The following is a 25,004-nucleotide window of genomic DNA, read 5'->3' as shown; positions in this document are numbered from 1 at the left end:
CAATTAAACTAAGTAAATATAAAGATGGAAATTAACTACACGTTTAATTTTGGAGGAGGAAGAAATATGGCTATTGTAGAATTATAATATTTCATAGTATACGTATGAGAAATGGTATTTCTTTCTTGTATACCTGAAGTGTTTAAGTCATCAATTGAATAAAAGAAAATGTCTTTCTCGTCAAAACCCTTTTTCTCTTCTTTTTTATTGTCTTCTTCTGTTATTTCAATAGTAATAATAGAATTATCATTGTCGTCCAACAAACTTACAATTGTTGGAGACAGTATTACAAACATTAGAAAAAAAGATACTATAGAAAGGACATTAGACCTATTCATTATTCTTTTGAATTTTGGTAAATATAATAGTTAAAACGGTTAAAAAAGTTAAATAATATTTAAAAGTCTTTAAGAAGTTTAATATTTTCGATAAGGACCCAACCTGTTTGCCCGTCTACAAGACTTATTTTTCTCCAATCTTTAAGCTCTTCTAATACATTTACTTTAGTTCCAGAGTGTAAACGAAAAACTTCTTGGCTGTTAATGTTTGGATCCGATTTAATAGCTATTTCTTCCGTAAATACAATTGCGGGTTGTTTAGCGTTGTAGTCTTTGTACTGTAAAAAAGCAAAAAGAATACTTAAGGCAGTTATAAATAAAGAAACAAAACTTCCAATAAAAGCAATACGTTTTTTGGTAGAATAATTAAAGTATTTAAAAGCAATATATAACAGTACAAATAGAAATATGAATACTATTGCTATATAACTCCATTGGTCAAAGGAAAACAAGCCAATTAATGATTTGTAAAATTTAGAGAATTCGGTCTCTGGCAAGGTTTCAAAAGCATCTAATGTCATATTCTGCGCATAACTTAAGTTATTCAGAATTTCCCTATCATTTGGCTTTAATAATAGGGCTTTTTCGTAGTAATATATACTTGGAGCAATCTGGTTTAGTTTATAGTATGCATTGCCAAGATTATAATATAGGGCAGCAGAATGCTCTCCATTTTCAACTATTTTTAAATAATTTTCAATAGCAGTATTATAATCACCATCGTTGTATGCTGTAGTAGCATTATCAAAAAGAGAGATATTTTGTGCGTATCCAAAAGTGTTTGCACAAAGAATAAATAGGAATATTATTTTTTTAAGCATACCTATAATTGTTTATCCATTAATGAAATTACCTCACTTGCTTTATCATAATCTTGTTGCATTTGCACATTAGAGAATGGACTATAACGTGCAGATTCGCAATTTGTAAGAAGATGTATAAAGCCTTCTATTGAGCTAGAGTCCACTTTTTTATCGCGCAACAAAACTTGAATTTTATCTTTACTAAATTCAGATGTTTCTATTTTTAACTTAGCTTTTAAATAATTATGCAATGCTTTCTCTAACGCTACATAGAAATCTTCTTTATTACCCAATTGACCTTTAGCAGTAGAAAGGTATTTTTTTGCAAGTCTATTTGCTTTTTTTACTTTATTACCAACCACATCATTGGAAAGAGCGTCTCTTTTTTTACGGAATAAAATGTAAATAGGAATTAGAAAAAGAGGTAATAACAGCCATAAGTAAAAACGAGTAGAACCAAAGAAATAATTTGCTTTAATAGGATGTAAATTGGATTTCGTTTTAATAAAGTGAAAAGCGTCTCCGTTAGAAACCACTACTTGTTTATTGCTGGTGTTGTTTAGGTTGTTGTTGGTTGATGAATTGGTCGGACCCTTTATTACATTTATCAATATTTCATTAGAATGCGCCGTAATATATTGTTCCGTTTTTGGATTAAAATAACTAAAAGAAATAGAAGGAATAGGGTATTTTCCTTTATAAGCAGGTACAACAGTATAACTATCGCTTACCTTTCCTTGCATACCCGATAGTGTGGTTCTTATACCTTCATTAAATTCTGGCTCATATACTTCTAAAGAACTAGGCAAGTTAGGTTTTGGTAGTTGAAAAAGTTTTAAATTTCCTTTTCCTTTAACTTCTACCTTTGCTTGTAGGGACTCGGATGCATTTAATTGTGTTTTACTAGTGGTTACAGAAAAATCGAAATCGCCCACAGCACCACTAAAATCTGCAGGTTTTCCTTTATCTGGTAAAGGCCTAACTTTTATAGTTCGGTTACCAGCGGAAACGGTTTTGTTCGTTTGTGTGTATACTCTACTACCGAAAAAATCTCTTTTATTGGTAGGTACATCCACTGTTACTTCTAATGAAAGAGGTTCTATCTCTAAATCTCCCGATTTTTGGGGGTATAAAACAACACGTTTTAAAACCACATAACGATAGGATTTTCCTTTATATGTCCCATTTTGAGCATTGAGTCGTGAAACTTGCATATCTTGACTCCAAAAATTGTTGTACTTAGGGTTGTCCAAAGGACGATAATTAGATACACTTATTTGCGGACTTACATATAATTTATAAACGACACTAATTGCTTCATTTAGATATGGATTTGCTTTAGAAACTTCTGCTACTAAATGTAAATTATCGTCTGCAATAGAATCAGGAGATTGCTCTCCATTTGGTTTATCTACAGCTGCCGTTACTTCTATTTTTTTTGCTAAAGATTTGTACGTTTTACCACCTATAACAATGGAGGCTTGTTTAATGGTAAATTTACCTCTAGCAGTAGGAGCTAGGGTGTAAGAATATGTTTTAGAATAACTGCGAACACCATTAATCCAAGAGGAACTAATAGATTGAGATGGTCCCATAAGCACTCTAAAACCATTAAAATCTGGTGGCGTAAAATTGTCACCATCTTTATTCATGGCAAAATCTACCCGTAAGCGTTCATTAATACCTAGTTTTTCTTTACTAAGTTTCATTTCAAAAGTAACAGCTCCCTCATCTTGGGCCTTTACCATAAAGCTAAAGAACACTAAACATAATAGGGGAATATTTATTTTAAATAGTTTAGGCATTACCAGTCTTTTTCGTTTTTAACTTTAACTCCTTTTACTTTTTTAGCGTCTATTTTATCTTTTACCTTTTTTTCTTCATTTTGCATAGCCTCTAACAAATTCTGAACTTGTTGTTTAGATAATTGATTGGGTCTAGGTTGTTGTTTTTGTTGTTGGTCGCCTTGGTTTGGTTGTTTTTTCTCTTCTTTCTTTTCGTCACCATCGCCTTCTTTGTTATCTTCCTTTTTATCCTCTCCTTTATCTCCTTGGTCGCCTTCCTCTTTTTTATCCTCTTGATCTTTGTCTTTATCTCCTTTGTCTCCTTCGTCCCCGTCTTTTTTGTCTTCGTTTTTGTCTTTTTTATCGTTTTTATCTTGGTCTTTTTTATCCTGGTCTTTATTGTCTTTATTGTCTTTATTGTCTTTGTTCTCGTCGTTTTTTTGCTCGTCTTGTTGCTTTTTAAGCATTTCTTTGGCTAGAGCTAGGTTGTAACGAGTTTCTTCGTCCTTAGGATTGTTACGTAAAGCTTCTTTATAGGCCTCTACGGCTTTTTCATATTCTTTACGTTTCATAAAAACATTACCCATATTATGATAGGCCTTATGTTTGTCGGCTTTACTTGTAGCAATTTCACCAGCTTGCTTAAAACGTCCAAAAGCTTCGCTATAGGTTTCTTTTTTGTAATAAGCATTACCTAAATTATAGGGAGCAGCTGCGTTTTCGGAACTTTTGGAAATAGCTTTTCTATAGTCCACTTCGGCATCCACAAATTTATCTTCGGATAGGTTTTTATTGGCATCCCAAGTATAATTATTAGAAGCCTCTAAAGCCTTTATTTTTTCTTTATCTTCTTCCTGAGAAAACCCAATATAGCCTAGAAGAAAAATAGTAAATAGAACGTATTTTTTCATTTTATTATCCTTCTTTTTCGTTAAACAAATTTAATTTTTTTAACCATTTGGTTTTTTTATCTAACACAAAAACATCTAAAAATAAAAATAGAAGTCCGGCTGCTAAAAACCATTGAAATTGGTCTTTGTATTCCGCAAATTGTTTTGCTTCAAATTCTGTTTTGTCCATTTTTAGTAACTGTTCCTTTATAAAATTAACTGCTACTTCTGTATTTGTGCCATCTATATATTCGCCATTACCTTCATCAGCAATGTCTACTAGTACTTTTTCATTTAGTTTGGTAATTACTACTTCACCTTGAGAATCTTTTTTTAAGGTTTCTACAATACCATTTCGCTTTATCGGAATCGGAGCTCCTTTGGCTTTACCAACACCGATAGTAAAAATTTGTATACCTTCTTCAATAGCTTCATCAACAGCATCGGAAGTTAAGCCTTCAGAGTGATCCTCTCCGTCTGATATAATAAAGAGAACTCTGTTGGTTTGTTCATCATCATCATAGTATGTTGTTGCAAGTTCAATAGCTTCGTTAATAGCAGTACCTTGGGAAGTAAGCATATTGGTGTTCATACTTTGTAAGAACATTTTTGCGGCACCATAATCCGTAGTTATAGGTAATTGTGGGTATGCTTGTCCTGCATAAGCAATGATACCGATACGATCACTTCCTAACTGGTTTATTATTTCAGAAACTAATCTTTTTGCTTTTTCTAATCTATTAGGAGCAATATCTTCTGCTAGCATACTTTTAGAAACGTCGACGGCAAAGACAATATCTACTCCTTCTCTTTTTACTGTTTCTAATTTTGTGCCAATTTTAGGATTTACTAAACCAATAATTAATAAAGCAAGACCTAAAAGAAAGAGAATTAACTTTAAAGTAGATTTAAAATGCGATTTATTGGGTGTTAGTTTTTTAAGCAATAAAGGATTACCAAATTTTTTCTGTGTTTTTCTTTTCCAAAGTATTACCAATAGAAATAGTATAATTATCACGGGAATGATAAATAACAGATAGAAATATATTTTTTCGTCGAACTGAATCATAGTTTACACAAAACTTCTAAATAAAGTATTTTTTAATAGCCATTCTAACAAAAGGAGCGCTCCTGCTAAAAGTATCCAAGGTCTAAATTTTTCTTCGTACTTGTAATATTTAAACTCTTCTATTTCGGTTTTTTCTAGCTTATTTATTTCGTCGTAAATGGCTTCTAGCTTTTCATTGTTGGTTGCTCTAAAATATTTTCCTCCTGTAACTTTGGCGATATCTTTTAATAACTCTTCATCAATTTCTACCTGCCTCATTCCGTACCTAAAAGAACCATCTGGGTTATATGCAATTGGAGATAGAGCGTTGCCGTTTGTTCCTAAACCAATAGTATATGTTTTTATACCAAATTCTATAGCTAAATCTGCTGCTGTTTGCGGTTCTATAAATCCTGAATTGTTTACACCATCGGTTAAAAGGATTATTATTTTACTGATAGCTTTGCTTTCTTTTAGTCGGTTTACAGAAGTTGCCAAACCCATACCAATAGCTGTACCATCATTTAATTGTCCATAGGTAATTTCTCTAAGGGAGCTTAATACAATAGATTTATCACTAGTAATAGGTGTTTTAGTAAAACCTTCCCCAGCATAGGCAACAATACCAATACGGTCGTTAGGACGTTTTTTAATAAAATCAGCAGCGACCTCTTTTAGTGCCGCTAGTCTATTAGGTTTTAAGTCACGAGCAAGCATACTAGAAGAAACATCTATAGCCATGACAATATCTATACCCTTAGTCGTTTTGGTTTTAGTGGAAATATCCTCAGTTTGTGGCCTTGCCATTGCAATGATTATTGCAGCTAGAGCAAGTAATCGCAATAAAAATAATAGTGGTCTTAATTTTGGTAAAATACTAGATGTTTTAAAACCTTGAATACTAGATACTTTTAAAGTTGCAGTTTGTTCTTTGCGTTTAAAAAAATACCACAATAGAGCAATAGGAAGCAAAAGTAGCAACCAAAAGAACTCAGGATTTGCAAATGATATATTCTCTAACATTTAGGATTCTGTTTTAACTTCCATACTGGTTACAACGCGGTCAATAATTTGTTGCGCATATGAGTCATCTTCTAACCAAGTAAATAATACTTGTTGTTGAAAACCTTTACCGCCAAAACTTAGTATAATATATTTTCCTTTTATTAATTCTTTAGAATTTGGAATTTTAAATTTTCCACTACCGTATGTTTTAAGTCCTTTAACACCTGCAATAGTAGTAAACTCCTCGTTCTTAGTAATTATATTTTTAGTTCCTTTCTTTTCAAAATTTTCAATCAAATGTTCCGTTGATTTTTTGTGGTCTGGTTCCTCTTGTTCATTAAATGTAGTAGAGGTGGTAGCTATAGTAAAAAGAGACGCTTTGTTTTGATATACAAAAGTTTGCACTTCTTTAATTTTTGCTTGAGCTTCAGCAGGTATTTTAGTCTTTTTTCTAATAAGAACTTCAGGGGTTTCTAAACTTATAGGAGGGTAACCGTATGAACTAGATATCCATTCCTTATTATCTAACATTTTTTTAGACGGATGCGCTGTTAGGGTGTCCCACACCTTTGTAGGTCCATGATAAACAGTAAAACCAACCATTCCTAAAAGAATAGCGCCTACAGCAGCACTTATTGCTATTAAGGTTTTTTTTCTTTTTTGTTTGCGAGCCAATTCTTCTTGATATTCTGCCTGTTCTAAAAGTTCTTCTTCTGTAGGTTCTGGAATTGCCTCGTGCGTCTTAACAACAATTTGTTCTACTGCTTTGCGATCACTTTCTGCCGCTGAAACAGGAGGTTTAGATTTTGCAAATTTTACTAAATCCGCGGTTTGAAGAATTTTTTTAAATTGAGAAATAGTTTCCTCATCTAAATCTAATTCCCCTGCGTCTTTTCTAAGTTCTAATTTGGCTATTAACTCGTCCGTGGTGCTTTCTAGGGCAGATACGTTTGCATCTTCATGTAAATAAGAACGAACAATATCGGTTAGTTCGGAATAGTATTGTTTGTATTCGTCCTGAATTAAATATTTAGAATTCTCTAATTTTTTCAGCTCCAATAATGCTCTATCGTATGGAGGTAAGAGTGCCACTTTTTCTTCCTCTGTTAATGGTTTTTTACGGTATAAAAACCAGTATACAAGTCCGCCAATTATAGTTACAAAAAGTATAGCTAAGATAATTTTCCAAATATTAGTATTGCCTTTCTGAACGGTAATGAGAGGCTTTATATCGAACATTTTCTGTGCAACAGTATCTACTTTTATATTAGAGACTTCGATGCGCAAAGAATCTGTAAAAAAACCTTTGCCATTAATTTCTATCCGTTGCTGTGGTAGTTTGTAAGACCCAGAATCGAATTGCGTTAATGCATACGTTTTTTGTAATGTAATACGGTCTTTTTTTCGGGTAGTATCCGTTTTAAAAGCTTCTACAGTTTCTAATGGAGAAAAGGTTTGCCCTTCTGGGAAAATTACCTGCGCAGTAGAATCTACATTGACCGTAACTTTAAAATGTATTTGTTCTCCTATTTTTAAAGTAGTAGCATCTACTTCAGATTTTAAGGAAGGTTCGGATTGTGAAAATCCAAAAAAACTACTTATCAGAAGTAGATATAAAAAGGGTACGCGCAAGCATTGCGATACATTATTCTTTATATAGGAAGTGATACTTTTCATTTTTTTAATTTCCTAATTTTAGAATTTTTTAAACTCTAAAATAATTACCCAAATACGGGTTTATCCTCTTCGTTTAAAATATCCTAATAATTTTTTTACATAACTTTCGTCTACTCTACAACTTAGAATTCCGCATCCAGATTTTGTAAAACTGTTGGTAAAGTAAGCTACTTGTTCCTTATGATATTTAGCATAAGCGGATCGTACTTTTTTAGATTGGGTATTTATATATTGTATATCTCCAGTCTCGGCATCTTGCATTTGTACCATACCAAGATTTGGGATGTTTTCTTCTCTTTCGTCATATACTCTAATACCGGTTACATCGTGCTTATTTCCAATTATTTTTAAAGTTTTTTCATAATCATTTGCAATAAAATCGGAGAGCATAAAAACAATAGCTTTCTTTTTCATCACATTAGTTAAGTATTTTAAAGCCTCTGTAATATCCGTTTTAGTACTTTTCGGTTGAAACTCTAATAACTCCCTAATTATTCGGAGTACATGTGTTTTTCCTTTTTTCGGAGGAATAAACAATTCTACTACATCTGTAAATAAAAGAACACCAACCTTATCATTATTCTGGAGGGCAGAAAAAGCTAATGTAGCAGAGATTTCTGTTATAATCTCTTTTTTAAACTGGCTATTAGAACCAAAATGTTCGGAGCCACTAACATCTACCATAAGCATCATTGTTAGCTCTCGTTCCTCTTCAAATACTTTTACAAAGGGTTCGTTATACCTTGCAGTTACATTCCAATCAATACTTCGAACATCATCTCCAAATTGATATTGTCGAACTTCACTAAACGTCATTCCACGACCCTTAAAGGTAGAATGGTATTCACCTCCAAAAATATGGTCAGAAAGACGCCTAGTCTTTATTTCTATTTTACGAACTTTTTTTAGTAATTCTTTAGTATCCATTTTCCTTTCTCCCAACCCTCTCTCTAAAGGAGAAAGGGTTTATGAAAACTTTATTTTTTAATACTCTCTTTAAAAGTCCTTCCATTTGGGAAGGATTTAGGATGGGATTTTAAGGTACCTCAACCTCATTTATAATTTTATTAATTATTTCTTCAGAAGTAATGTTTTCTGCTTCGGCTTCATAAGTAATTCCAATACGATGCCTTAGTACATCATGAACAACAGCCCTTACGTCTTCTGGAACAACATATCCTCTTCTTTTAATGAAAGCATAGCATTTAGATGCTATTCCAAGATTTATACTACCCCTTGGCGATGCACCAAAATTAATTAATGGTTTAAGGTTTTCAAGATTGTATTTTTCAGGATAACGAGTTGCAAAAATGATATCTAAAATATATTTTTCAATTTTTTCATCCATGTAAACTTCTCTAACTGCTTTTTGAGCACTTAAAATCTGTTCCACACTAATAACCGGGTTTACTTCTTCATATTTTCCTAAAAGATTTTGGCGCATTACCATTTGCTCCTCATTCATTTTAGGATAATCTATAACTGTTTTAAGCATAAAACGATCCACCTGAGCTTCTGGCAGGGGATATGTACCTTCTTGTTCTACAGGATTTTGTGTTGCCATTACCAAGAAAGGCTTATCTAAAACAAATGTTTCGTCGCCAATAGTAACTTGCTTTTCTTGCATGGCTTCTAAAAGGGCAGATTGTACTTTAGCAGGGGCACGGTTAATCTCATCTGCCAAAACAAAATTGGCAAATATGGGACCTTTTTTTATAGAAAAGTCGTTAACCTTCATATTATAAATCATAGTACCAACTACATCCGCAGGTAGTAAATCTGGTGTAAATTGTATTCTACTAAAACTTCCTTTAACTGCTTTAGATAAAGTGTTAATAGCTAATGTTTTAGCAAGCCCAGGAACACCTTCTAATAAAATGTGTCCTTGGCCTAAAAGACCAATTAAGAGCCTTTCTATCATATGCTTTTGCCCCACAATTACCTTATTCATTTCTGTAATAAGAAGGTCAATAAAAGCGCTTTCTTGGGCAATTTTCTCATTCACTGCGCTAATGTCTACCGTGGTATTTTCTTCCATTATAATTGTATATATTTTTGGTGTTAAGTGGTTTTGGTTTTAACAGATATGCAAATTGAAGATTTATTCATTGTATTGCTGTTAACAATTGGTTAAAAAATGGTGTAAGACCCTATTTTTTAATAACATTTTAAGTCATTTCTTTTTAATTTCACCTCATTGTTATGTAGAGAATCTTAATTTTTCTTTTGTTTAATAAATTTTACAGTAATTTCAATTGTGCAATTTAATGCTTAAATATAAAATTAAAAATGAATAAAACCGCTTTAATTACTGGAGCAACGAGTGGAATTGGTAGAGCTACGGCTTTTCTTTTTGCCGATAACGGAATAGATTTAATTATTTGTGGAAGGCGTAATGAGCGTTTAGATAAAATGCAACTTGCTTTGTCTGAAAAAGTTAAGGTGCACTCACTATGTTTTGATATTCGAGATAAAAATGCAGTTCGGGACAAAATAAATACTTTGTCAGGAACTTTTAATAAGATTGATATTTTAATTAATAATGCGGGAAATGCCCATGGATTAGATTCTATTGAAAATGGAAATATAGAAGATTGGGATGCAATGATAGATATTAATGTAAAGGGATTACTCTATATTTCTAAAGCAATTATCCCTAAAATGATAACTAATGGGTCTGGTCATATTATAAATATTGGCTCTACTGCAGGAAAAGAGGTTTATCCTAACGGAAATGTGTATTGCGCAAGTAAACATGCAGTAGATGCTCTTAACCAAGGAATGCGAATAGACCTAAATAAATACGGAATTAGAGTTGGTGCAGTAAATCCTGGGCTTGTAGAGACTGAGTTTAGTGATGTGCGTTTTAAAGGAGATACAGAAAAAGCAGAAAATGTTTATAAAGGATTTCAGCCTCTAAAGCCTAAAGATATTGCAGATATAATTCATTTTACAGTAACAAGACCTTACCATGTAAATATTGCAGATATGGTTGTAATGCCAACAGCGCAAGCAAGTAGTACTATCGTTAAAAAAGAGTTATGATTAACAAACGCTTACTAGTTAAAAACTTATTGGCCCATAATGATGAAAATAGTTTTTATGATAAAAAGCGTTTTATAAATATTGGAGAAAAAGAAGGAAAGGGAAAATTTTTAAAACATGTTTGCGCTTTAGCAAATAGCAATCCTAATAATAATTCGTTTATAGTTGTAGGTGTTGAGGATGAGGATAATAAAATCGTAGGGGTAGATTTTTTCGACGATAGTAAAATTCAGAACCTTGTAAATGCCTACTTAGATAATCCTCCATTAATTACGTATGAAAATATTCCTTTTCCACATTTACCAGAAGGAAAAGTAGTTGGTTTGGTTTCCATAAAATCTAATGGAAAGGTTTGTGCTTTGCGAAAGAATATTTGGAAGTATTACGGAGGAGCCGTATTTTTTAGAGAGGGTAGTATTAGTCTACCAAAAGCGTTCAATATAGAGCTTAAAGATAGAAATTCGGAGACAGTAGCTACCATTGAACTTCATGCTAGAAACAATATAGAATTTACATTAGATGGAGTTATAGATTTTCTTAATTATCGACACAAAGATTTAGAGAGTAATTATAAAGTTTTTAAAGAGCAATTTGTCGTATGTTGGGCAGGAAATATTAAAAAAGTAAAGGGTGAAACATATTTTTCTAGAGTAGATATTGAATTAATAAATGAACAAGTAAAGTTGTTTTATTCTGCTCTAGATGAGGTTACTATAAGCTCTGATGATGATTCTTTTTGCATTACAGAATACGTGCAATTGGGTTTAGAAAAAAAGGCCAAATACTACGCCTTGGAAAGAGTTATTATTAATTTTGATGCTAATGGGAAGTATGTAATAGAAAGCGAATTAATTTTTAATCCTCCGCAATACAATAAAGAAAATTTGCAGCATATCTTAAATGCGAATAATGAACTATTACAGAAAATAAAAAATAAAAATTCATTGACAACTTCAGAAAAAACGGATTTAGAACTTTTACCTGCTAAGTATCTTATTTGTTATTTAAACGGATTTGAAGAGGCTAAAGAAAAAATGGAAGAAGCTGGGTCTATGTTAAAAAAGGATTATAAAAAAGTATATGGCTTATTAAAGGCAGCTCTTCGAATTTTAAGAAAGGTCAAGTATAATTAATTGTTTTTAACTAAAGACCTGTTCGTAGGTAGGTAGTGAGGGGATAGCTCCGTATCCTGTAGTTGTAAGAGCACCAGCGATATTTGCTTTAGTTACCATTTTCACTAATAAATCAAAGTCTTTTATAGTATCAAAAGGATTTCCAATAGACCCCAATTGGTAAAGTAAACAGCCGACAAAAGAATCTCCAGCGCCAGTGGTATCTATAGTGTCTACGGAAATACTCGGAATCATTTTTTGTTTTTTAGATGTACTGAGTAAAGTACCTTTACTACCTAAGGTAATAGTAATTATTTCTGCCCCCGATTCATGTAATACAGAGCAACAATCAATTGCATTTGTTTCACCAGAAAGGAGTTGAGCTTCTTCTAAACTAAATTTACATAAATGCGATTTTTGAATAAATGGCATACATTTTTTTATAAACACCTCTTCATTGTCAGACCAAAGGTCTTTCCTAAAATTAGGATCAAAGCATATAAAGGCATTTTGGGTAGGGGCATCAAAAAAATAACGATTATATGCATCTTCTAGCCTATTTCCAAGGAAAGCCGTAGCAGCACCAAAATGAACTATATTGTGGTTAAAAGCTTTTTTAATAGTACAATCGTACCTCAATTTTTTATCTGCACCACGACTAAATACAAAATCTCGCTCTCCATTTTCATCTATAGAGACAAAAGCTAAAGTGGTAAAAGCTTTACTTTTTTTAGCATTAGAAACGTCTACTTTATTTTGTTTTAAAACCTTTAGGAGGTATTTGCCAAAAGAATCTTTGCCAACACAACCAATAAAGTTACTTTTTCCACCAAGTTTAGCAATGGCACAGGCAACGTTTGCTGGCGCGCCACCAGGATTCTTAGTGAAATTAGTAGCGTTACTTAAATCTCTTTTTTGTCTTTCTGCAATAAAATCAATCAGCACTTCACCAATACAAAAAACACTTTTCATTTAAAATAGGATACTTTCTTTTGACTAATATACTTGAAATTTTCCAAAGGTTCTGTTACTTCATTAAACTAACCGCATTTAGATGATCCGCAATCGGTACAAGTTAAACAACCTTCTTGATAAACAATATTGGTAGAGTTGCAATTAGTACATTTTTGACCTTCGGCCTTTGTGCCATCTTGCACATATCCTTTAAGGGCTCTAACTACCCCATTTTTCCAAGTATTTATAGACTCTCCGTCTAGTTGTAAACTGTTAATTAAGTCTACGATATTTTCAATGGGCATTCCATGTCTTAAAGTACTAGATATAAGTTTGGCGTAATTCCAATATTCCGGATTAAATTTATGAGATAAGCCTTCAATAGTGGTTTTGTATCCTCTTTTGTTTTTGTATTGAAAATCATACCTAGTAAAACCATTTTCATCGCTATCCTTAATAATTAAACCCTCGTTTACCCAACGTGGTATTACTAAGCCATCTTCGTCGTCCGCTATTCCCGTAAATATTTCGTATGGTTTTTCATCTATTAATCCAATTACAGCAATCCATTTTTCTTTATTGTTTTGAAAGCGAATTACATCCGCTTTTAGTGTTTGCGGCCTTTTTGTAGGGAATATGGTTTCTTTTTCTTTTTCATCATTTGCGAGTAAAACACCGGACCTAGAACCATCTCTGTAAACGGTAACTCCTTTACAACCTGCTTTCCAAGCTTCTAAGTATAATTGTCCTACTAATTTTTCGGTCGCTTGGTTTGGTAAATTTACTGTTACACTAATAGAGTGATCAATCCATTTTTGAACCGCTCCTTGCAATTGTACTTTGCTTAGCCAATTTACATCGTTAGAAGTAGCTTTGTAATAAGGAGATTTTTTTATTAATACATCTAATTCTTGATTAGAATATTTTTTAGAGATATCATATCCGTTAACTTCCATCCATTGTTTAAATCTATGATGAAACACCTGATATTCTTCCCAAGAATCACCAATTTCGTCTACGAAATCTATATGTACATCTTTATCATTTGGGTTTACTTTTCTCCGTCTTTTGTACACAGGCATAAAAACAGGTTCTATTCCTGAGGATGTTTGTGTCATTAAACTTGTGCTTCCTGTTGGGGCAATAGTAAGTAAAGCAATGTTTCTTCTTCCATGCTCCAGCATTTCGTAATATAGTTTCTTATCTGCTTTTTTTAATCGATGAATAAATGGGTTGTTTTTTTCTCTTTCGATATCAAAAATCGGAAAAGCTCCACGCTCTTTTGCCGTTTGTATAGAGGCTCTATAGGCTTCAATTGCCATTGTTTTGTGTACTTGTATGGAAAACTCGTTTGCAATTTCACTACCATATTGTAAGCCTAATGCGGCAAGCATGTCGCCTTCTGCTGTTATACCAATACCTGTGCGTCTTCCTAAAGTGGCTTTTTCTTTTATTTTTTCCCAAAGTCTAATCTCAACCGCTTTAGTTTCTTCTAATTCTGGATCAGATTTTATTTTACCTAAAATACGATCTACCTTTTCTAATTCTAAATCTATAATATCATCCATAATACGCTGCGCAGCTGCAATATGCTTACGGAATAGTTTAAAGTTAAAAGTGGCTTTTTTAGTAAATGGTTTTTCTACGTAAGAGAAGAGATTTACGGCTAATAATCTGCAAGAATCGTAAGGGCAAAGGGGAATCTCTCCGCATGGGTTAGTAGATACTGTTTTGTATCCTAAATCTGCATAACAATCTGGAACAGATTCTTTAATAATAGTATCCCAAAATAGAATTCCTGGTTCTGCAGATTGCCAAGCATTATGCACAATTTTGTTCCAAAGTAATTTAGCTTCTATCTCTTTAGTGACTTTCGGAGAGTTACTATGTACAGGGAATTTTTGAATGTATTTAGTTTCATCTGTTACTGCGTTCATAAAATCATCATCTATACGAACAGAAACATTTGCCCCAGTAATTTTCCCTTGTTCCATTTTTGCATCAATAAAGTCTTCTGCGTCTGGGTGGTTTATAGATACGGATAGCATTAATGCTCCTCTACGACCATCTTGTGCAACTTCTCTGGTAGAATTAGAATAGCGTTCCATAAATGGCACTAGACCAGTGGAGGTCAGTGCAGAATTTTTAACAGCGGATCCTTTAGGACGTATACCAGAAAGATCATGGCCGACACCTCCTCTTCGTTTCATTAATTGTACCTGTTCTTGGTCTGTTTTTAAAATACCCCCATAAGAATCGGAAGAACCTTCGTTGCCCACAACAAAACAATTAGATAGAGACGCTATTTGGTATGGATTGCCAATACCAGCCATAGGACTTCCTTGCGGAACTATATATTTAAAATTTTTGATTAAGTTAAAAATTTCATTTTCTGTTAATGGGTTTGCGTATTTATTTTCAATTCTTGCAATTTCTTTAGAGATGCGTCTATGCATATCGTTTGGAGATTGCTCATATATATTTCCTTCCGAATCTTTTAGCGCATATTTGTTAACCCAAACTTGTGCGGCTAAATCATCTCCTTTAAAATATTCTAAACTAGCTTCAAAAGCCTGTTTTTGAGTATATATCCTTGTTTTTTTTGGTGTTTTTATGGCAGCCATTGTATCTTGATTGTAGTTAGGAAGTGTATTACATGGTGTAAAATTATTCATTAGAACAAAGTGAATTGTATGATAAATATCATAGGTTTAATCGGAAAGGAAGCATTATATATACAGCCTATGTTTTTAAAGAAATATTTAGCTTAAGTATTTAAAATTTGTAAGATTTTAAGATCCTTTTGGATAAAAAATGATAATTTTTTTCAATCGTTTAAAATATTGGAACTACTTTGTTATCTTAATCAGGAAATGCTTACCTTTTTACGATTAAAGAATAGAAAACATGAATTTATTTGAAGAAATAAAAAAGAAACTTAGTCACGAATTTATCGATATAGTAGAGTGGCTAGACAATACAGAAGATACTATAGTTCATAGATTTGAAAGGTATCAGAATGAAATTAAAAATGGAGCTAAACTTATTGTTAGAGAAGGGCAAACAGCTGTATTTGTAAGTGAGGGTCAATTAGCAGATGTTTTTACACCAGGTACATATACATTAGATACTAAAAACCTACCTATACTAACTACTCTTAAAGGTTGGAAATATGGTTTTAATAGTCCATTTAAGGCCGAAGTATATTTTGTAAATACGCATTTGTTTACAGATGAAAAGTGGGGCACCAAGAATCCGTTTATGCTTAGTGATGAACGTTTTGGATTGGTAGAAATAAGGGCATTTGGAACCTATAGTTTTAGAATTAAAGATGCAGGAAAATTTGTTGTAGATGTAGTAGGTACAGATGGGCATTTTACTAATTATGAAGTTAATGAACATCTTAAAAGTTTAATTGTAACTCGTTTTACGGATACTGTGGGAGAGGCTAATCTTCCTATTGAATTATATGCAGCAAATACCACGGAGTTGTCGGAAACTTGCCAAGAGGTAATGCAACCGGAATTTGATAGAGTTGGTATTGAACTAGAAAGATTTTACATAGAGAATGTTTCTATGCCCGAGGAACTTAAAAAAGAAATATTTGAATATAGCCGTTTGGATAAGTTAGATATGACTAAACTTGCCCAATTTAAGGCCGCAAAAGCCATGGAATTAGCAGCAAAGAATGAAGGAGGAACTGCAGGAGCTGGTATGGGTATGGGAATGGGCTTTGTTTTAGCGCAGCAAATGGGAGGTTTAATGGGGCAAACAGGTGTGCAACAACCTTTAACGCAGCACGCGCAACAAAATACAATGTCTCCACCACCTATACCAACGCAGGTTATGTATCATTATGCTGTAAATAAGCAACAAATGGGTCCAGTTTCTATAGATCGTTTAAAAGAACTGTTCGCAAGCAGAACTATAAATAAAGATTCTTTGGTATGGAAACAAGGAATGGCTAATTGGGCTTCTTTAAAGGATGTAGAAGAGTTAAAGGCTTTTCTTGGAGGTAATACACCGCCGCCGCTACCAAGTGTTTAAAAAGATATTTATCTCACCAGTGGGTTTAATTTACCCATGCTCACCTAGAAATGATAAAAGGACATTTCCTTGTAATGTTTTACGGGTTTGCCCGAGTGTACTAATTCTTGAATAGTGCTTTTCCAATCATGGAAAATGCTTAATTATATATGGAAGATATACATAATTCAGAACATAAAAAATCTTGCGCTAATTGCGGTGCGGAGCTTAAATTTAAGCCTGGCTCTAATCAATTAAAATGTGAGTATTGCGGGTATGAGGAATTTATAGAACAAACCAAAAGTAGTTTTGAGGAATTAGAGTTACAACATTATCTCAAAGTTGTTGGCGAAAATGCCTATACTGAAACTATAGATCTTCTACATTGTAAAAATTGTGGGGCAAATCAACATGTAGAAGAAAATTTTAAATCTCTAGATTGTGTGTATTGCAGTGAGCCTTTAATTAAAGAGGATATTGAGAAAGAAGGTTGGATTTTACCAGGAGCCTTGGTTCCTTTTCAGTTAGACACTAAAAAAGCAAGGGAAATTTTTAAAAAATGGGTAGGGAGCCTTTGGTTTGCTCCTAATAAATTAAAAAGAGCCGCCTTGGACCCAGAAGGATTGCATGGTTTATATGTTCCTTATTGGACATTCGACAGTAATTTAATAGCTACATATAAAGGGCAAAGAGGGGATTATTATTATGAAAATAGAAGGGTAAGAACAAAAAACGGAACTCAAAACAAAAGAGTTAGAAAAACTAGATGGTCTTCCGCATCTGGTTCTGTAAATGGTTTTGTAGATGATATATTGATAAATGCATCGCAAAAAAAGAGAAGAGATATACCAGGAAAGATTGCCTTTTGGAATTTAAAAGAATTAATTCCCTATAACTCTAAATACCTTTCAGGTTTTGTCACAGAAAAATACACAGTTTCCTTAAAAGAAGGGCATCATCAATCTTTCCAAGAAGCAAAAAAGGTGGCTTACAATTGGATTCGCCGTGATATCGGTGGCGATACTCAACGCATTGCTCATGCTGATATTAAGCTTTCTGAAGAGACTTTTAAGCATATTTTATTACCTGTTTATATAAGTTCTTACAATTATGGAGGTAAAGAATATCGCTTTTATATTAACGGACAAACAGGAACGTTAAGCGGTTTTAGGCCATATTCTTTTTGGAAGATATTTTTTTTAGTGCTTTTTATCATTGCAATTATTACAGTAATTGCGATTTTTGCAGAATGAGAAAATTAGTTATTGGAGACATTCATTCTGGATTAAAGGCATTACAGGAAGTACTGAAAACTGCTGAAGTAACCCCAAAAGATCAATTGATTTTCTTAGGAGATTATGTAGATGGCTGGAGCGAGGCTGTAGAGACAGTAGAGTTTTTGTTACATTTAGATAAAACCCATAATTGTATTTTTTTAAGAGGAAATCATGATGAACTTTGTTCCGATTGGCTCTTAAAAAAAGAACATAACCCAGTATGGTTACAACATGGAGGGCAGGCATCGGCTGATTCTTATGCAGTGGTTAATAATGATATTAAAGAAAGGCATATTCAGTTTTATAAAGATTTAAAAAATTATTATTTAGATGAAGAAAACAGACTTTTTCTTCATGCCGGATTTACAAATCTAAAAGGAATAGAAAACGAATATTTTACAAAGACTTTTTATTGGGACCGTACCCTTTGGGAACTAGCGGTTTCTCTAAACCCAGATTTAAGTCCAGAGGATGCTAACTATCCCATGCGATTAAAAAAGTATAAGGAAATATATATTGGCCATACACCAGTTACAAGAATGGGGAAAACAACGCCGCAGAATTTTGCTAATGTATGGAACATTGATACTGGTGCAGCATTTAAAGGACCTCTTACTATTTTAGATATAGACACTAAAGAAAAATGGCAAAGTGCCCCTGTATATACCTATTACCCCAACGAAACAGGAAGAAATTAGTTAAATTGATGTAGAATAAGGGTAGAAATAAGTATATTATTACCGAACTTAGCAAAAAATAATTAGATATATGGTTATCAAGAACATTAGATTAGAAGTAATGCAAGCTCTGGAACATAAGGTAGATAGCTTTATGGAGTCCTTTCTTGTGCCTGTTGAAAAAATTTGGCAGCCGTCAGATTTTTTACCAGATTCTGAATCTGATACTTTTTTACAAGATGTAGAGCAATTGAGAGAGGAGTCTAAAGATTTAGGTTATGATTTTTGGGTAACTATGGTTGCCGATATGATTACAGAAGAGGCATTACCAACATACGAATCTTGGTTAATGGACGTAGAGGGTATAAACCAACATGAAGGTAAGGAAAATGGTTGGTCTAAATGGGTAAGAGCTTGGACTGCGGAAGAAAATAGACATGGAGATGTTTTAAACAAATATCTATATCTTTCTGGACGTGTAAATATGCGCGAAATAGAAATTACCACACAACATTTAATCTCCGATGGTTTTGATATTGGTACGGATAGAGATCCTTATAAGAATTTTGTTTATACTTCTTTTCAGGAGTTGGCAACACAAATATCGCATAAACGTGTTGGCCAGTTAGCTAAGAAAAAAGGAAATGCTTTACTAGGAAAAATGTGTAATATTATCGCAGGTGACGAAATGAGACATCATTTGGCTTATCGTGAGTTTGTAAAGAACATTTTTGTAGAGGACCCTTCTGGGATGATGTTGGCTTTTGCCGATATGATGAAAAAGAAGATTGTTATGCCAGCACACTTTTTAAGGGAATCTGGGGAAAGTATTGGTGTAGCTTTTGAAAACTTTTCTAATTGCGCGCAGCGTTTAGGAGTTTATACTGCGGACGATTATGTAGATATTTTAAGTAAATTAAACAAATTTTGGGAGTTAGACAGCATACGTTCATTAAATGAAGAGGCAGAAAAAGCTCGGGATTATTTAATGAAATTACCAGCGCGTTTAACGCGTATTTCTGAAAGAATGAAATTGCCAGAAGACGAATTTACTTTTAAGTGGGTACAAGCAAACGGAAGGTTGTAAAGTATATATTTTTAAAAAATTAAAAACCCGATCTATTCAATTAGATCGGGTTTTTTTTAGGTATGGTTGGATTGTATTATAATTTTCCATGATCATGTTCGTCTTGCCATTTTGCAAGCTCTTTCCATTTACCTTCGTAAGCCATTTTGGCTTGCATTGGCCATGATGCTGGGTCGTGTATTTTATAACGATCTCCGCCACCATCTAATACTTTTTGGCATTCCGCAACCGTTGCTTCAGATAAAGCTTTCCAAGTTTTAATTCCAGAATCAATAAACATTCCTGAAATTTTGGGGCCAATACCTTCTACTATTTTTAAATCATCTTCTTTTACAGCTTTTCCAAAGGCTGCTTTTGCAGCTGCCGAATCAAAAGGTATAGAGGCAATCGCAGCGCCAGCAGCAAAGGACGCAACTGGAGTGGCGGCTTTTACCGATAATTTGCCGTTACAAGCATCTAAGTCTGCTTGTAATTTAGCATTTTTAGTTTCTAACAATTTTAACTCTGCGCTATTATCTATTGTTGTAGTTTTCCCTTTTCCTATAAGATACCCAAAGTAAGCACAAATTGCTCCTACTAAGAAAGGAATTAACCAGCACCAGATGTTCATATTTGCAAAATCCATATTTTTTTAGTTTTTAATGTTAGTTATTTAGTTTAGTGTAATTACGGTTCTTCTATTTTCAGCTCTACCTTCTTCTGTAGCATTACTTGCAACAGGGTTATCTGGGCCTTTGGAAGAGGAATTTATTTTAGTTTCGGAGATACCATTTCTTACTAGATAGGCTTTTCCAAAATCAGCACGCTCTTGTCCAAGGATAATATTGGTATTACGATTTCCAGTATTATCCGTGTGCCCAATAACGTTCGCAGAAGCGCCATCTACTTTATCTAGATATCTAGATATGTCAGCAACCTTTTGGCGTTGATCGGCATTAAGATTAATAGAAGTTTGAGCAGTATTAAAGTGAAGAACCAACGGATTAGCTTTGATTTTTTCATAAAGCGCTTGCAGTTCATCATCTACATTTTCAGCTTTGTTATCTAATCCATAAGCAATTGGACCTAAAAAGATATTATCCTTAGCTACCATTTCATCTTTTAAACTACCAAAGGTATTTATCTGTGTAGAATGTATTCCATTAGCTACCAAATGGTTTTTTACAGAATTTGCCCTTGCTAAACCTAAGTTTGGAAATGCAGAGTCATTGGTTTCATCACTTTTATAATATCCAGTGATGTTTATAACTTTAGATGCATTTTCTCCTAAAAAAGATTTAAGACTCGCAATACCCTCTTCTACTTTACCAGATAAAGGCATAAGTATAGAAGATGTTGATGCGTTAAAGTTGTAGTTGTCATTGTCGTTGTACGCGTAATCTCCATCGCTAAAAGCAAAAGGATAAGACGTGGCAGTTGGTTTTGCTGGAATTACCGTCTCATTTACAGGTTCTTTTTTTACAGTGGCGCCGCATTCGCTACAGCACGTAATGTAAAAATAAGTACCCGCTAGAATGGTAATAAAAATCCCTAGCAGATTCGTAGTTGTTTTTGTCATTGTTAAAATTCATTTAGTGTTTAGACTACAATGTATTAAAAATATCTTACAATATTCTTATTAAACACTAAAAATCAAGGTAGTAACAATTGGCAATTTGTAGGGAAAGATGAACCAAATACACAGAGTTTCTATCGAACTATATAAATCTAAATGAATTTGGTTACGGAAGGAAGTATTTTTGTATTGAATTATTTTTGAATCTTTAACCCTCCCGACCACGTTACGGCATTGGGTTAAAGATGAAATAACTTAAATTAGTCTGTTTAGTTATTTAAAGACCCTAATGTTGTTAGCATTAGGGTCTTTTAAATGTATTAATCTTTTTGTTAGCTTATAAATCGAATTTTATACCCTGTGCTAATGGTAATTCGGTGGTATAATTAATGGTGTTGGTTTGGCGTCGCATATATACCTTCCAAGCATCAGATCCACTTTCTCTGCCACCTCCGGTTTCTTTTTCTCCGCCAAAGGCACCACCTATTTCTGCACCAGATGTACCTATATTTACATTAGCGATACCGCAGTCAGAACCTTGAACGGATAAGAAAGCTTCAGCTTCTCGTAAGTTATTGGTCATAATCGCAGAGCTTAACCCTTGCGCTACTTCATTTTGAATAGCTATTGCATTATGTACGTCTCCAGAATATTTCAGTAGATAAAGTATGGGTGCAAAAGTCTCGTGTTGAACAATTTTATAATGTGGTTGCGCTTCTGCAATTGCAGGTTTTACATAACATCCAGACGCATAACCTTCTCCAGAAAGAACACCGCCTTCAACAATTACGTTTCCTCCTTCTGTAACTACTTGTTCTAATGCATTTTCATACATTTTTACAGCATCAGTATCTATAATAGGTCCTACATGATTATTTTCGTCTAATGGGTTACCAATTCGTAATTGGCCATAAGCTTTTACTACAGCATCTTTAACGGTATCATAAACGCTTTCATGAATAATTAATCTACGGGTAGAAGTACAACGTTGTCCGGCAGTACCTACAGCGCCAAATACAGCACCAATTACAGTCATTTTAATATCGGCATCAGGAGTAACAATAATTGCATTATTACCTCCTAACTCTAATAAAGATTTCCCTAATCTACCAGCAACTTCTTGTGCTACAATTTTACCCATTCTAGTAGAACCCGTTGCAGATACTAATGGAATTCTAGGGTCTTTGGTAATCATTTCTCCTACTTGGTAATCTCCATTTATTAGATTACATATTCCTTCAGGCAATCCATTTGCTTTAAATACTTCGGCAGCAATATTTTGACAAGCGATTCCGCAGATTGGAGCTTTTTCAGAAGGTTTCCAAACACAAACATCACCACAAATCCATGCTAATGCCGTATTCCATGCCCAAACAGCAACAGGAAAATTAAAAGCCGAAATAATACCAACAACGCCAAGAGGGTGATATTGCTCGTACATTCTATGTCCAGGTCTTTCAGAATGCATAGTTAAACCATGTAATTGGCGAGAAAGACCTACAGCAAAATCGCAGATGTCTATCATTTCTTGCACTTCACCTAAACCTTCTTGGTAACTTTTTCCCATTTCATAAGAAACAAGTTTACCTAGAGCTTCCTTTTTTTCTCTTAATTTTTCTCCAAATTGGCGTACTATCTCTCCCCTAAGTGGAGCAGGTTTTGTTTTCCATTCCGTAAACGCTGCAGTTGCAGTTTGCATCATTTTATTGTAATCTTCTTGGGTAGTTGCTTTTACCTTTCCTATTAACTTACCATCTACAGGGGAATAAGATACAATTAAATCTCCATTTGAAAAATGATAAGAACCTGTTGAAGTTCCTTCATTAATTTCATTTATACCTAATTGTTTAAGGGCTTCTTGTATTCCGAATGCTTCTGCTATTTTTGACATTTTATAACTTTTTGAATACTTATTGTTAAATTTTCAGCAAATCTACGAAATAAACTGGTTTATCCTAGTAGTTAATTATACCTGCTTACGGTAGAGCTAAATTAGAATAAGTAGAATGGCTACAAGAGCCGGTAATGCTTGTATATAAAATATTTTTTTACTGACAGAGATGGCACCGTAAATACCGGCAATTGCTACGCAGCCTAAAAAAAATAGGGCTACATTATTTGCCCATTTCTGGTCCGAGATAAAAAATGTCCATGAAAGCCCTGAAGCCAAAAAACCATTATAAAGACCTTGATTTGCAGCCATGGATTTGGTCGGTTCAAACATATCCGGAGGAAATTTTTTAAAGACCTTTCTTCCTTTGGTGGTCCACGCAAACATCTCTAGCCACAGAAAGTAAAAATGTAGTAGAGCAATTACTCCAATTAAAAATTTTAAAATAATATTCATAATTACTCTTTTTTAGTAAGCCATATTATATAAGACAAGCTTGTTAAGGATTCATTATAAATTAAATTTTATTTAAATCTCGATTATTGAGTAAATCTTTCGTCAACGGGCATTTTGGCACCACAATTATCACAACTGAGCAGTGCCGGAGAGCTATAAAAATGCTTAAAGTGGTTTAGAAAATCTTTTTCAATATCATTTAATTTAAAATAAGTTTCATAAAGTTTATGATTACAGGTATCGCAAAACCATAATAACCCATCTTCAGCATTTAAATCTACTCTTTTGCGCTCAATTACTAATCCTATAGAGTCTTTATACCTTACAGGAGAATGCGGTATTTTTGCAGGATGTAAATACATATCCCCCGGACCTAGTTTCATTGTTTTTTTCTCTCCATTTTCTTGGATATGTACTTCTATATTTCCTTCGAGTTGAAAAAAGAGTTCTTCTGTTTCATTATAATGGTAGTCTTTTCTGGCATTTGGACCAGCAACAATCATTACAATATAATCTCCCGATTCTTTGTATAGGTTTTTATTTCCTACAGGTGGTTTAAGGAGGTCCCTATTTTCTGTTATCCATTTTGTTAAGTTAAAAGGAGGAGCTATAGTCATAAAATATTGTTTTACTCGATAATTGAGATTTATATGCATCGAGGCTTGCCTCGAAACAAAAATTAGTTTCTAATGAATGCCTAACGGGCTTGTCCCGAGGTCGTTTATTTTATAAATATAAAAAAACACCAACCAAGGGTTGATGTTATCAAATTTAAACAAAATGTCTTTAAAGTGTTTACCTAAAGAAGAGTTGAGTAAAATACAACTTATTGTTGCTGTCTTTTTTTACACTTACGGCAGTATGTGTAAATTCCCCTTCCATTGTTTTTTTGTGGCTACTACTAGCTAACCAACCTTTAAAGGCTTCATTAGCGGTAGCGTAATCTTTGGCAACATTTTCTGCTACAAATTCGGCATTTAACTCAATGGAAATTGCAGAAGCTCTTGAGCTAAAATTATCATGACTTAAATCGCCTCTAGAAATCATATAGTCATTGTGTTTGTTGGCCTGTTCGTAAGCTATACTATTATGTTCTAATGAACTATAACCTAAAGATACTCTGTAGTCATTGACTATATCCAACAATTCGGATTCTACTATTTCAATATTCTCAGCTTCTATGTTTGTATCTTTCGCGGTCTCCTTACTACAAGAGAAAGCCACAAATACAAATAAAACTAAGAATGCTTTTTGCACACTCATTTTCATACAATGTTCTATTTGCAAGTAGGTGTTTTTCTATTAAGTAGGTAGAAAGAATGGGGATTCTAATGTTCTAATTTGTAGCCTAGGGGATTGCAACAGGTGTAATATTAAAG

At 33.4% G+C, this 25,004-nt stretch carries 23 protein-coding genes; 6 read left to right on the top strand and 17 right to left on the bottom strand.

The window, feature by feature from the left end:
* Positions 1-35 precede the first annotated feature (35 nt).
* The 9 genes from Q0856_RS08985 to Q0856_RS08945 form a co-directional block, all read right to left on the bottom strand.
* On the bottom strand, positions 36-338 hold the full coding sequence (locus Q0856_RS08985; protein ID WP_298478665.1) for a hypothetical protein: 303 nt from the start codon (positions 336-338) through the stop codon (positions 36-38).
* A gap of 59 nt (positions 339-397) precedes the next feature.
* Complete coding sequence (locus Q0856_RS08980) at positions 398-1,159, bottom strand: tetratricopeptide repeat protein (protein WP_298478668.1); 762 nt, start codon at positions 1,157-1,159, stop codon at positions 398-400.
* A 2-nt stretch (positions 1,160-1,161) separates the two neighbouring features.
* The gene (locus tag Q0856_RS08975) at positions 1,162-2,946 is read right to left on the bottom strand and encodes a BatD family protein (RefSeq protein WP_298478671.1); all 1,785 of its coding nucleotides are present in this window, start codon (positions 2,944-2,946) and stop codon (positions 1,162-1,164) included.
* Positions 2,946-3,836: a tetratricopeptide repeat protein gene (locus Q0856_RS08970; protein WP_298504272.1), complete on the bottom strand. Its 891-nt coding sequence runs from the start codon at positions 3,834-3,836 to the stop codon at positions 2,946-2,948. The genes Q0856_RS08975 and Q0856_RS08970 overlap by 1 nt, the downstream gene beginning before the upstream one ends.
* A gap of 4 nt (positions 3,837-3,840) precedes the next feature.
* Positions 3,841-4,884, bottom strand: a complete 1,044-nt coding sequence (locus Q0856_RS08965) for a VWA domain-containing protein (protein ID WP_298478677.1) — start codon at positions 4,882-4,884, stop codon at positions 3,841-3,843.
* Positions 4,885-4,887: 3 nt separating this feature from the next.
* Entirely contained in the window at positions 4,888-5,886 is a 999-nt protein-coding gene (locus Q0856_RS08960; RefSeq protein ID WP_298478680.1) for a VWA domain-containing protein, read from the bottom strand.
* Positions 5,887-7,545: a BatD family protein gene (locus Q0856_RS08955; protein WP_298504269.1), complete on the bottom strand. Its 1,659-nt coding sequence runs from the start codon at positions 7,543-7,545 to the stop codon at positions 5,887-5,889.
* A gap of 60 nt (positions 7,546-7,605) precedes the next feature.
* The gene (locus Q0856_RS08950; RefSeq protein ID WP_298478686.1) at positions 7,606-8,472 is read right to left on the bottom strand and encodes a DUF58 domain-containing protein; all 867 of its coding nucleotides are present in this window, start codon (positions 8,470-8,472) and stop codon (positions 7,606-7,608) included.
* 109 nt (positions 8,473-8,581) lie between these two features.
* Positions 8,582-9,583, bottom strand: coding sequence for a MoxR family ATPase (locus Q0856_RS08945; protein WP_298478689.1), 1,002 nt, complete (start codon positions 9,581-9,583; stop codon positions 8,582-8,584).
* A 251-nt stretch (positions 9,584-9,834) separates the two neighbouring features.
* Here Q0856_RS08945 and Q0856_RS08940 point away from each other — a divergent pair, with 251 nt between their 5' ends.
* Together Q0856_RS08940 and Q0856_RS08935 are read left to right on the top strand one after the other, a co-directional pair.
* Positions 9,835-10,590: an SDR family NAD(P)-dependent oxidoreductase gene (locus tag Q0856_RS08940; RefSeq protein ID WP_298504266.1), complete on the top strand. Its 756-nt coding sequence runs from the start codon at positions 9,835-9,837 to the stop codon at positions 10,588-10,590.
* Positions 10,587-11,723, top strand: coding sequence for an ATP-binding protein (locus tag Q0856_RS08935; RefSeq protein ID WP_298504263.1), 1,137 nt, complete (start codon positions 10,587-10,589; stop codon positions 11,721-11,723). The genes Q0856_RS08940 and Q0856_RS08935 overlap by 4 nt, the downstream gene beginning before the upstream one ends.
* A gap of 6 nt (positions 11,724-11,729) precedes the next feature.
* Here Q0856_RS08935 and Q0856_RS08930 read toward each other — a convergent pair whose 3' ends face one another.
* Together Q0856_RS08930 and Q0856_RS08925 are read right to left on the bottom strand one after the other, a co-directional pair.
* A complete protein-coding gene (locus Q0856_RS08930; RefSeq protein ID WP_298504260.1) occupies positions 11,730-12,674 on the bottom strand; it encodes a carbohydrate kinase in 945 nt (314 codons plus the stop codon).
* A 68-nt stretch (positions 12,675-12,742) separates the two neighbouring features.
* Positions 12,743-15,280 carry an adenosylcobalamin-dependent ribonucleoside-diphosphate reductase gene (locus Q0856_RS08925; RefSeq protein ID WP_298504386.1) on the bottom strand — a complete coding sequence of 846 codons (2,538 nt, stop codon included), beginning with the start codon at positions 15,278-15,280 and terminating at the stop codon, positions 12,743-12,745.
* A gap of 283 nt (positions 15,281-15,563) precedes the next feature.
* On the opposite strand from Q0856_RS08925, the gene Q0856_RS08920 reads away from it, so the two are divergent.
* The 4 genes from Q0856_RS08920 (at position 15,564) to Q0856_RS08905 (ending at position 19,723) form a co-directional block, all read left to right on the top strand.
* Positions 15,564-16,703: an SPFH domain-containing protein gene (locus Q0856_RS08920; protein ID WP_298504257.1), complete on the top strand. Its 1,140-nt coding sequence runs from the start codon at positions 15,564-15,566 to the stop codon at positions 16,701-16,703.
* A 149-nt stretch (positions 16,704-16,852) separates the two neighbouring features.
* A complete protein-coding gene (locus Q0856_RS08915; RefSeq protein ID WP_298504254.1) occupies positions 16,853-17,935 on the top strand; it encodes a DNA helicase PriA in 1,083 nt (360 codons plus the stop codon).
* Positions 17,932-18,657 carry a metallophosphoesterase family protein gene (locus Q0856_RS08910; RefSeq protein WP_298478706.1) on the top strand — a complete coding sequence of 242 codons (726 nt, stop codon included), beginning with the start codon at positions 17,932-17,934 and terminating at the stop codon, positions 18,655-18,657. Before Q0856_RS08915 ends, Q0856_RS08910 begins: the two co-directional genes overlap by 4 nt.
* A gap of 70 nt (positions 18,658-18,727) precedes the next feature.
* The gene (locus Q0856_RS08905) at positions 18,728-19,723 is read left to right on the top strand and encodes an acyl-ACP desaturase (RefSeq protein WP_298478709.1); all 996 of its coding nucleotides are present in this window, start codon (positions 18,728-18,730) and stop codon (positions 19,721-19,723) included.
* A gap of 76 nt (positions 19,724-19,799) precedes the next feature.
* Here Q0856_RS08905 and Q0856_RS08900 read toward each other — a convergent pair whose 3' ends face one another.
* From Q0856_RS08900 to Q0856_RS08875, 6 genes are all read right to left on the bottom strand, one after another.
* On the bottom strand, positions 19,800-20,348 hold the full coding sequence (locus Q0856_RS08900; RefSeq protein WP_298478712.1) for a hypothetical protein: 549 nt from the start codon (positions 20,346-20,348) through the stop codon (positions 19,800-19,802).
* A 27-nt stretch (positions 20,349-20,375) separates the two neighbouring features.
* The gene (locus Q0856_RS08895) at positions 20,376-21,281 is read right to left on the bottom strand and encodes an OmpA family protein (protein WP_298504251.1); all 906 of its coding nucleotides are present in this window, start codon (positions 21,279-21,281) and stop codon (positions 20,376-20,378) included.
* Positions 21,282-21,615: 334 nt separating this feature from the next.
* Positions 21,616-23,169 carry an aldehyde dehydrogenase family protein gene (locus Q0856_RS08890; RefSeq protein ID WP_298504248.1) on the bottom strand — a complete coding sequence of 518 codons (1,554 nt, stop codon included), beginning with the start codon at positions 23,167-23,169 and terminating at the stop codon, positions 21,616-21,618.
* A gap of 96 nt (positions 23,170-23,265) precedes the next feature.
* On the bottom strand, positions 23,266-23,625 hold the full coding sequence (locus Q0856_RS08885) for a DUF1304 domain-containing protein (protein WP_298478722.1): 360 nt from the start codon (positions 23,623-23,625) through the stop codon (positions 23,266-23,268).
* An 83-nt stretch (positions 23,626-23,708) separates the two neighbouring features.
* Entirely contained in the window at positions 23,709-24,242 is a 534-nt protein-coding gene (locus Q0856_RS08880) for a 3-hydroxyanthranilate 3,4-dioxygenase (protein ID WP_298504245.1), read from the bottom strand.
* A gap of 178 nt (positions 24,243-24,420) precedes the next feature.
* The gene (locus Q0856_RS08875) at positions 24,421-24,894 is read right to left on the bottom strand and encodes a CAP domain-containing protein (protein ID WP_298504243.1); all 474 of its coding nucleotides are present in this window, start codon (positions 24,892-24,894) and stop codon (positions 24,421-24,423) included.
* Between the last annotated feature and the right edge of the window lie 110 nt (positions 24,895-25,004).

Origin of the sequence: uncultured Maribacter sp. (assembly GCF_947496775.1) — a bacterium.
GTDB lineage: Bacteria > Bacteroidota > Bacteroidia > Flavobacteriales > Flavobacteriaceae > Maribacter_B.
This window is presented reverse-complemented; position numbering and strand designations above follow the sequence as displayed.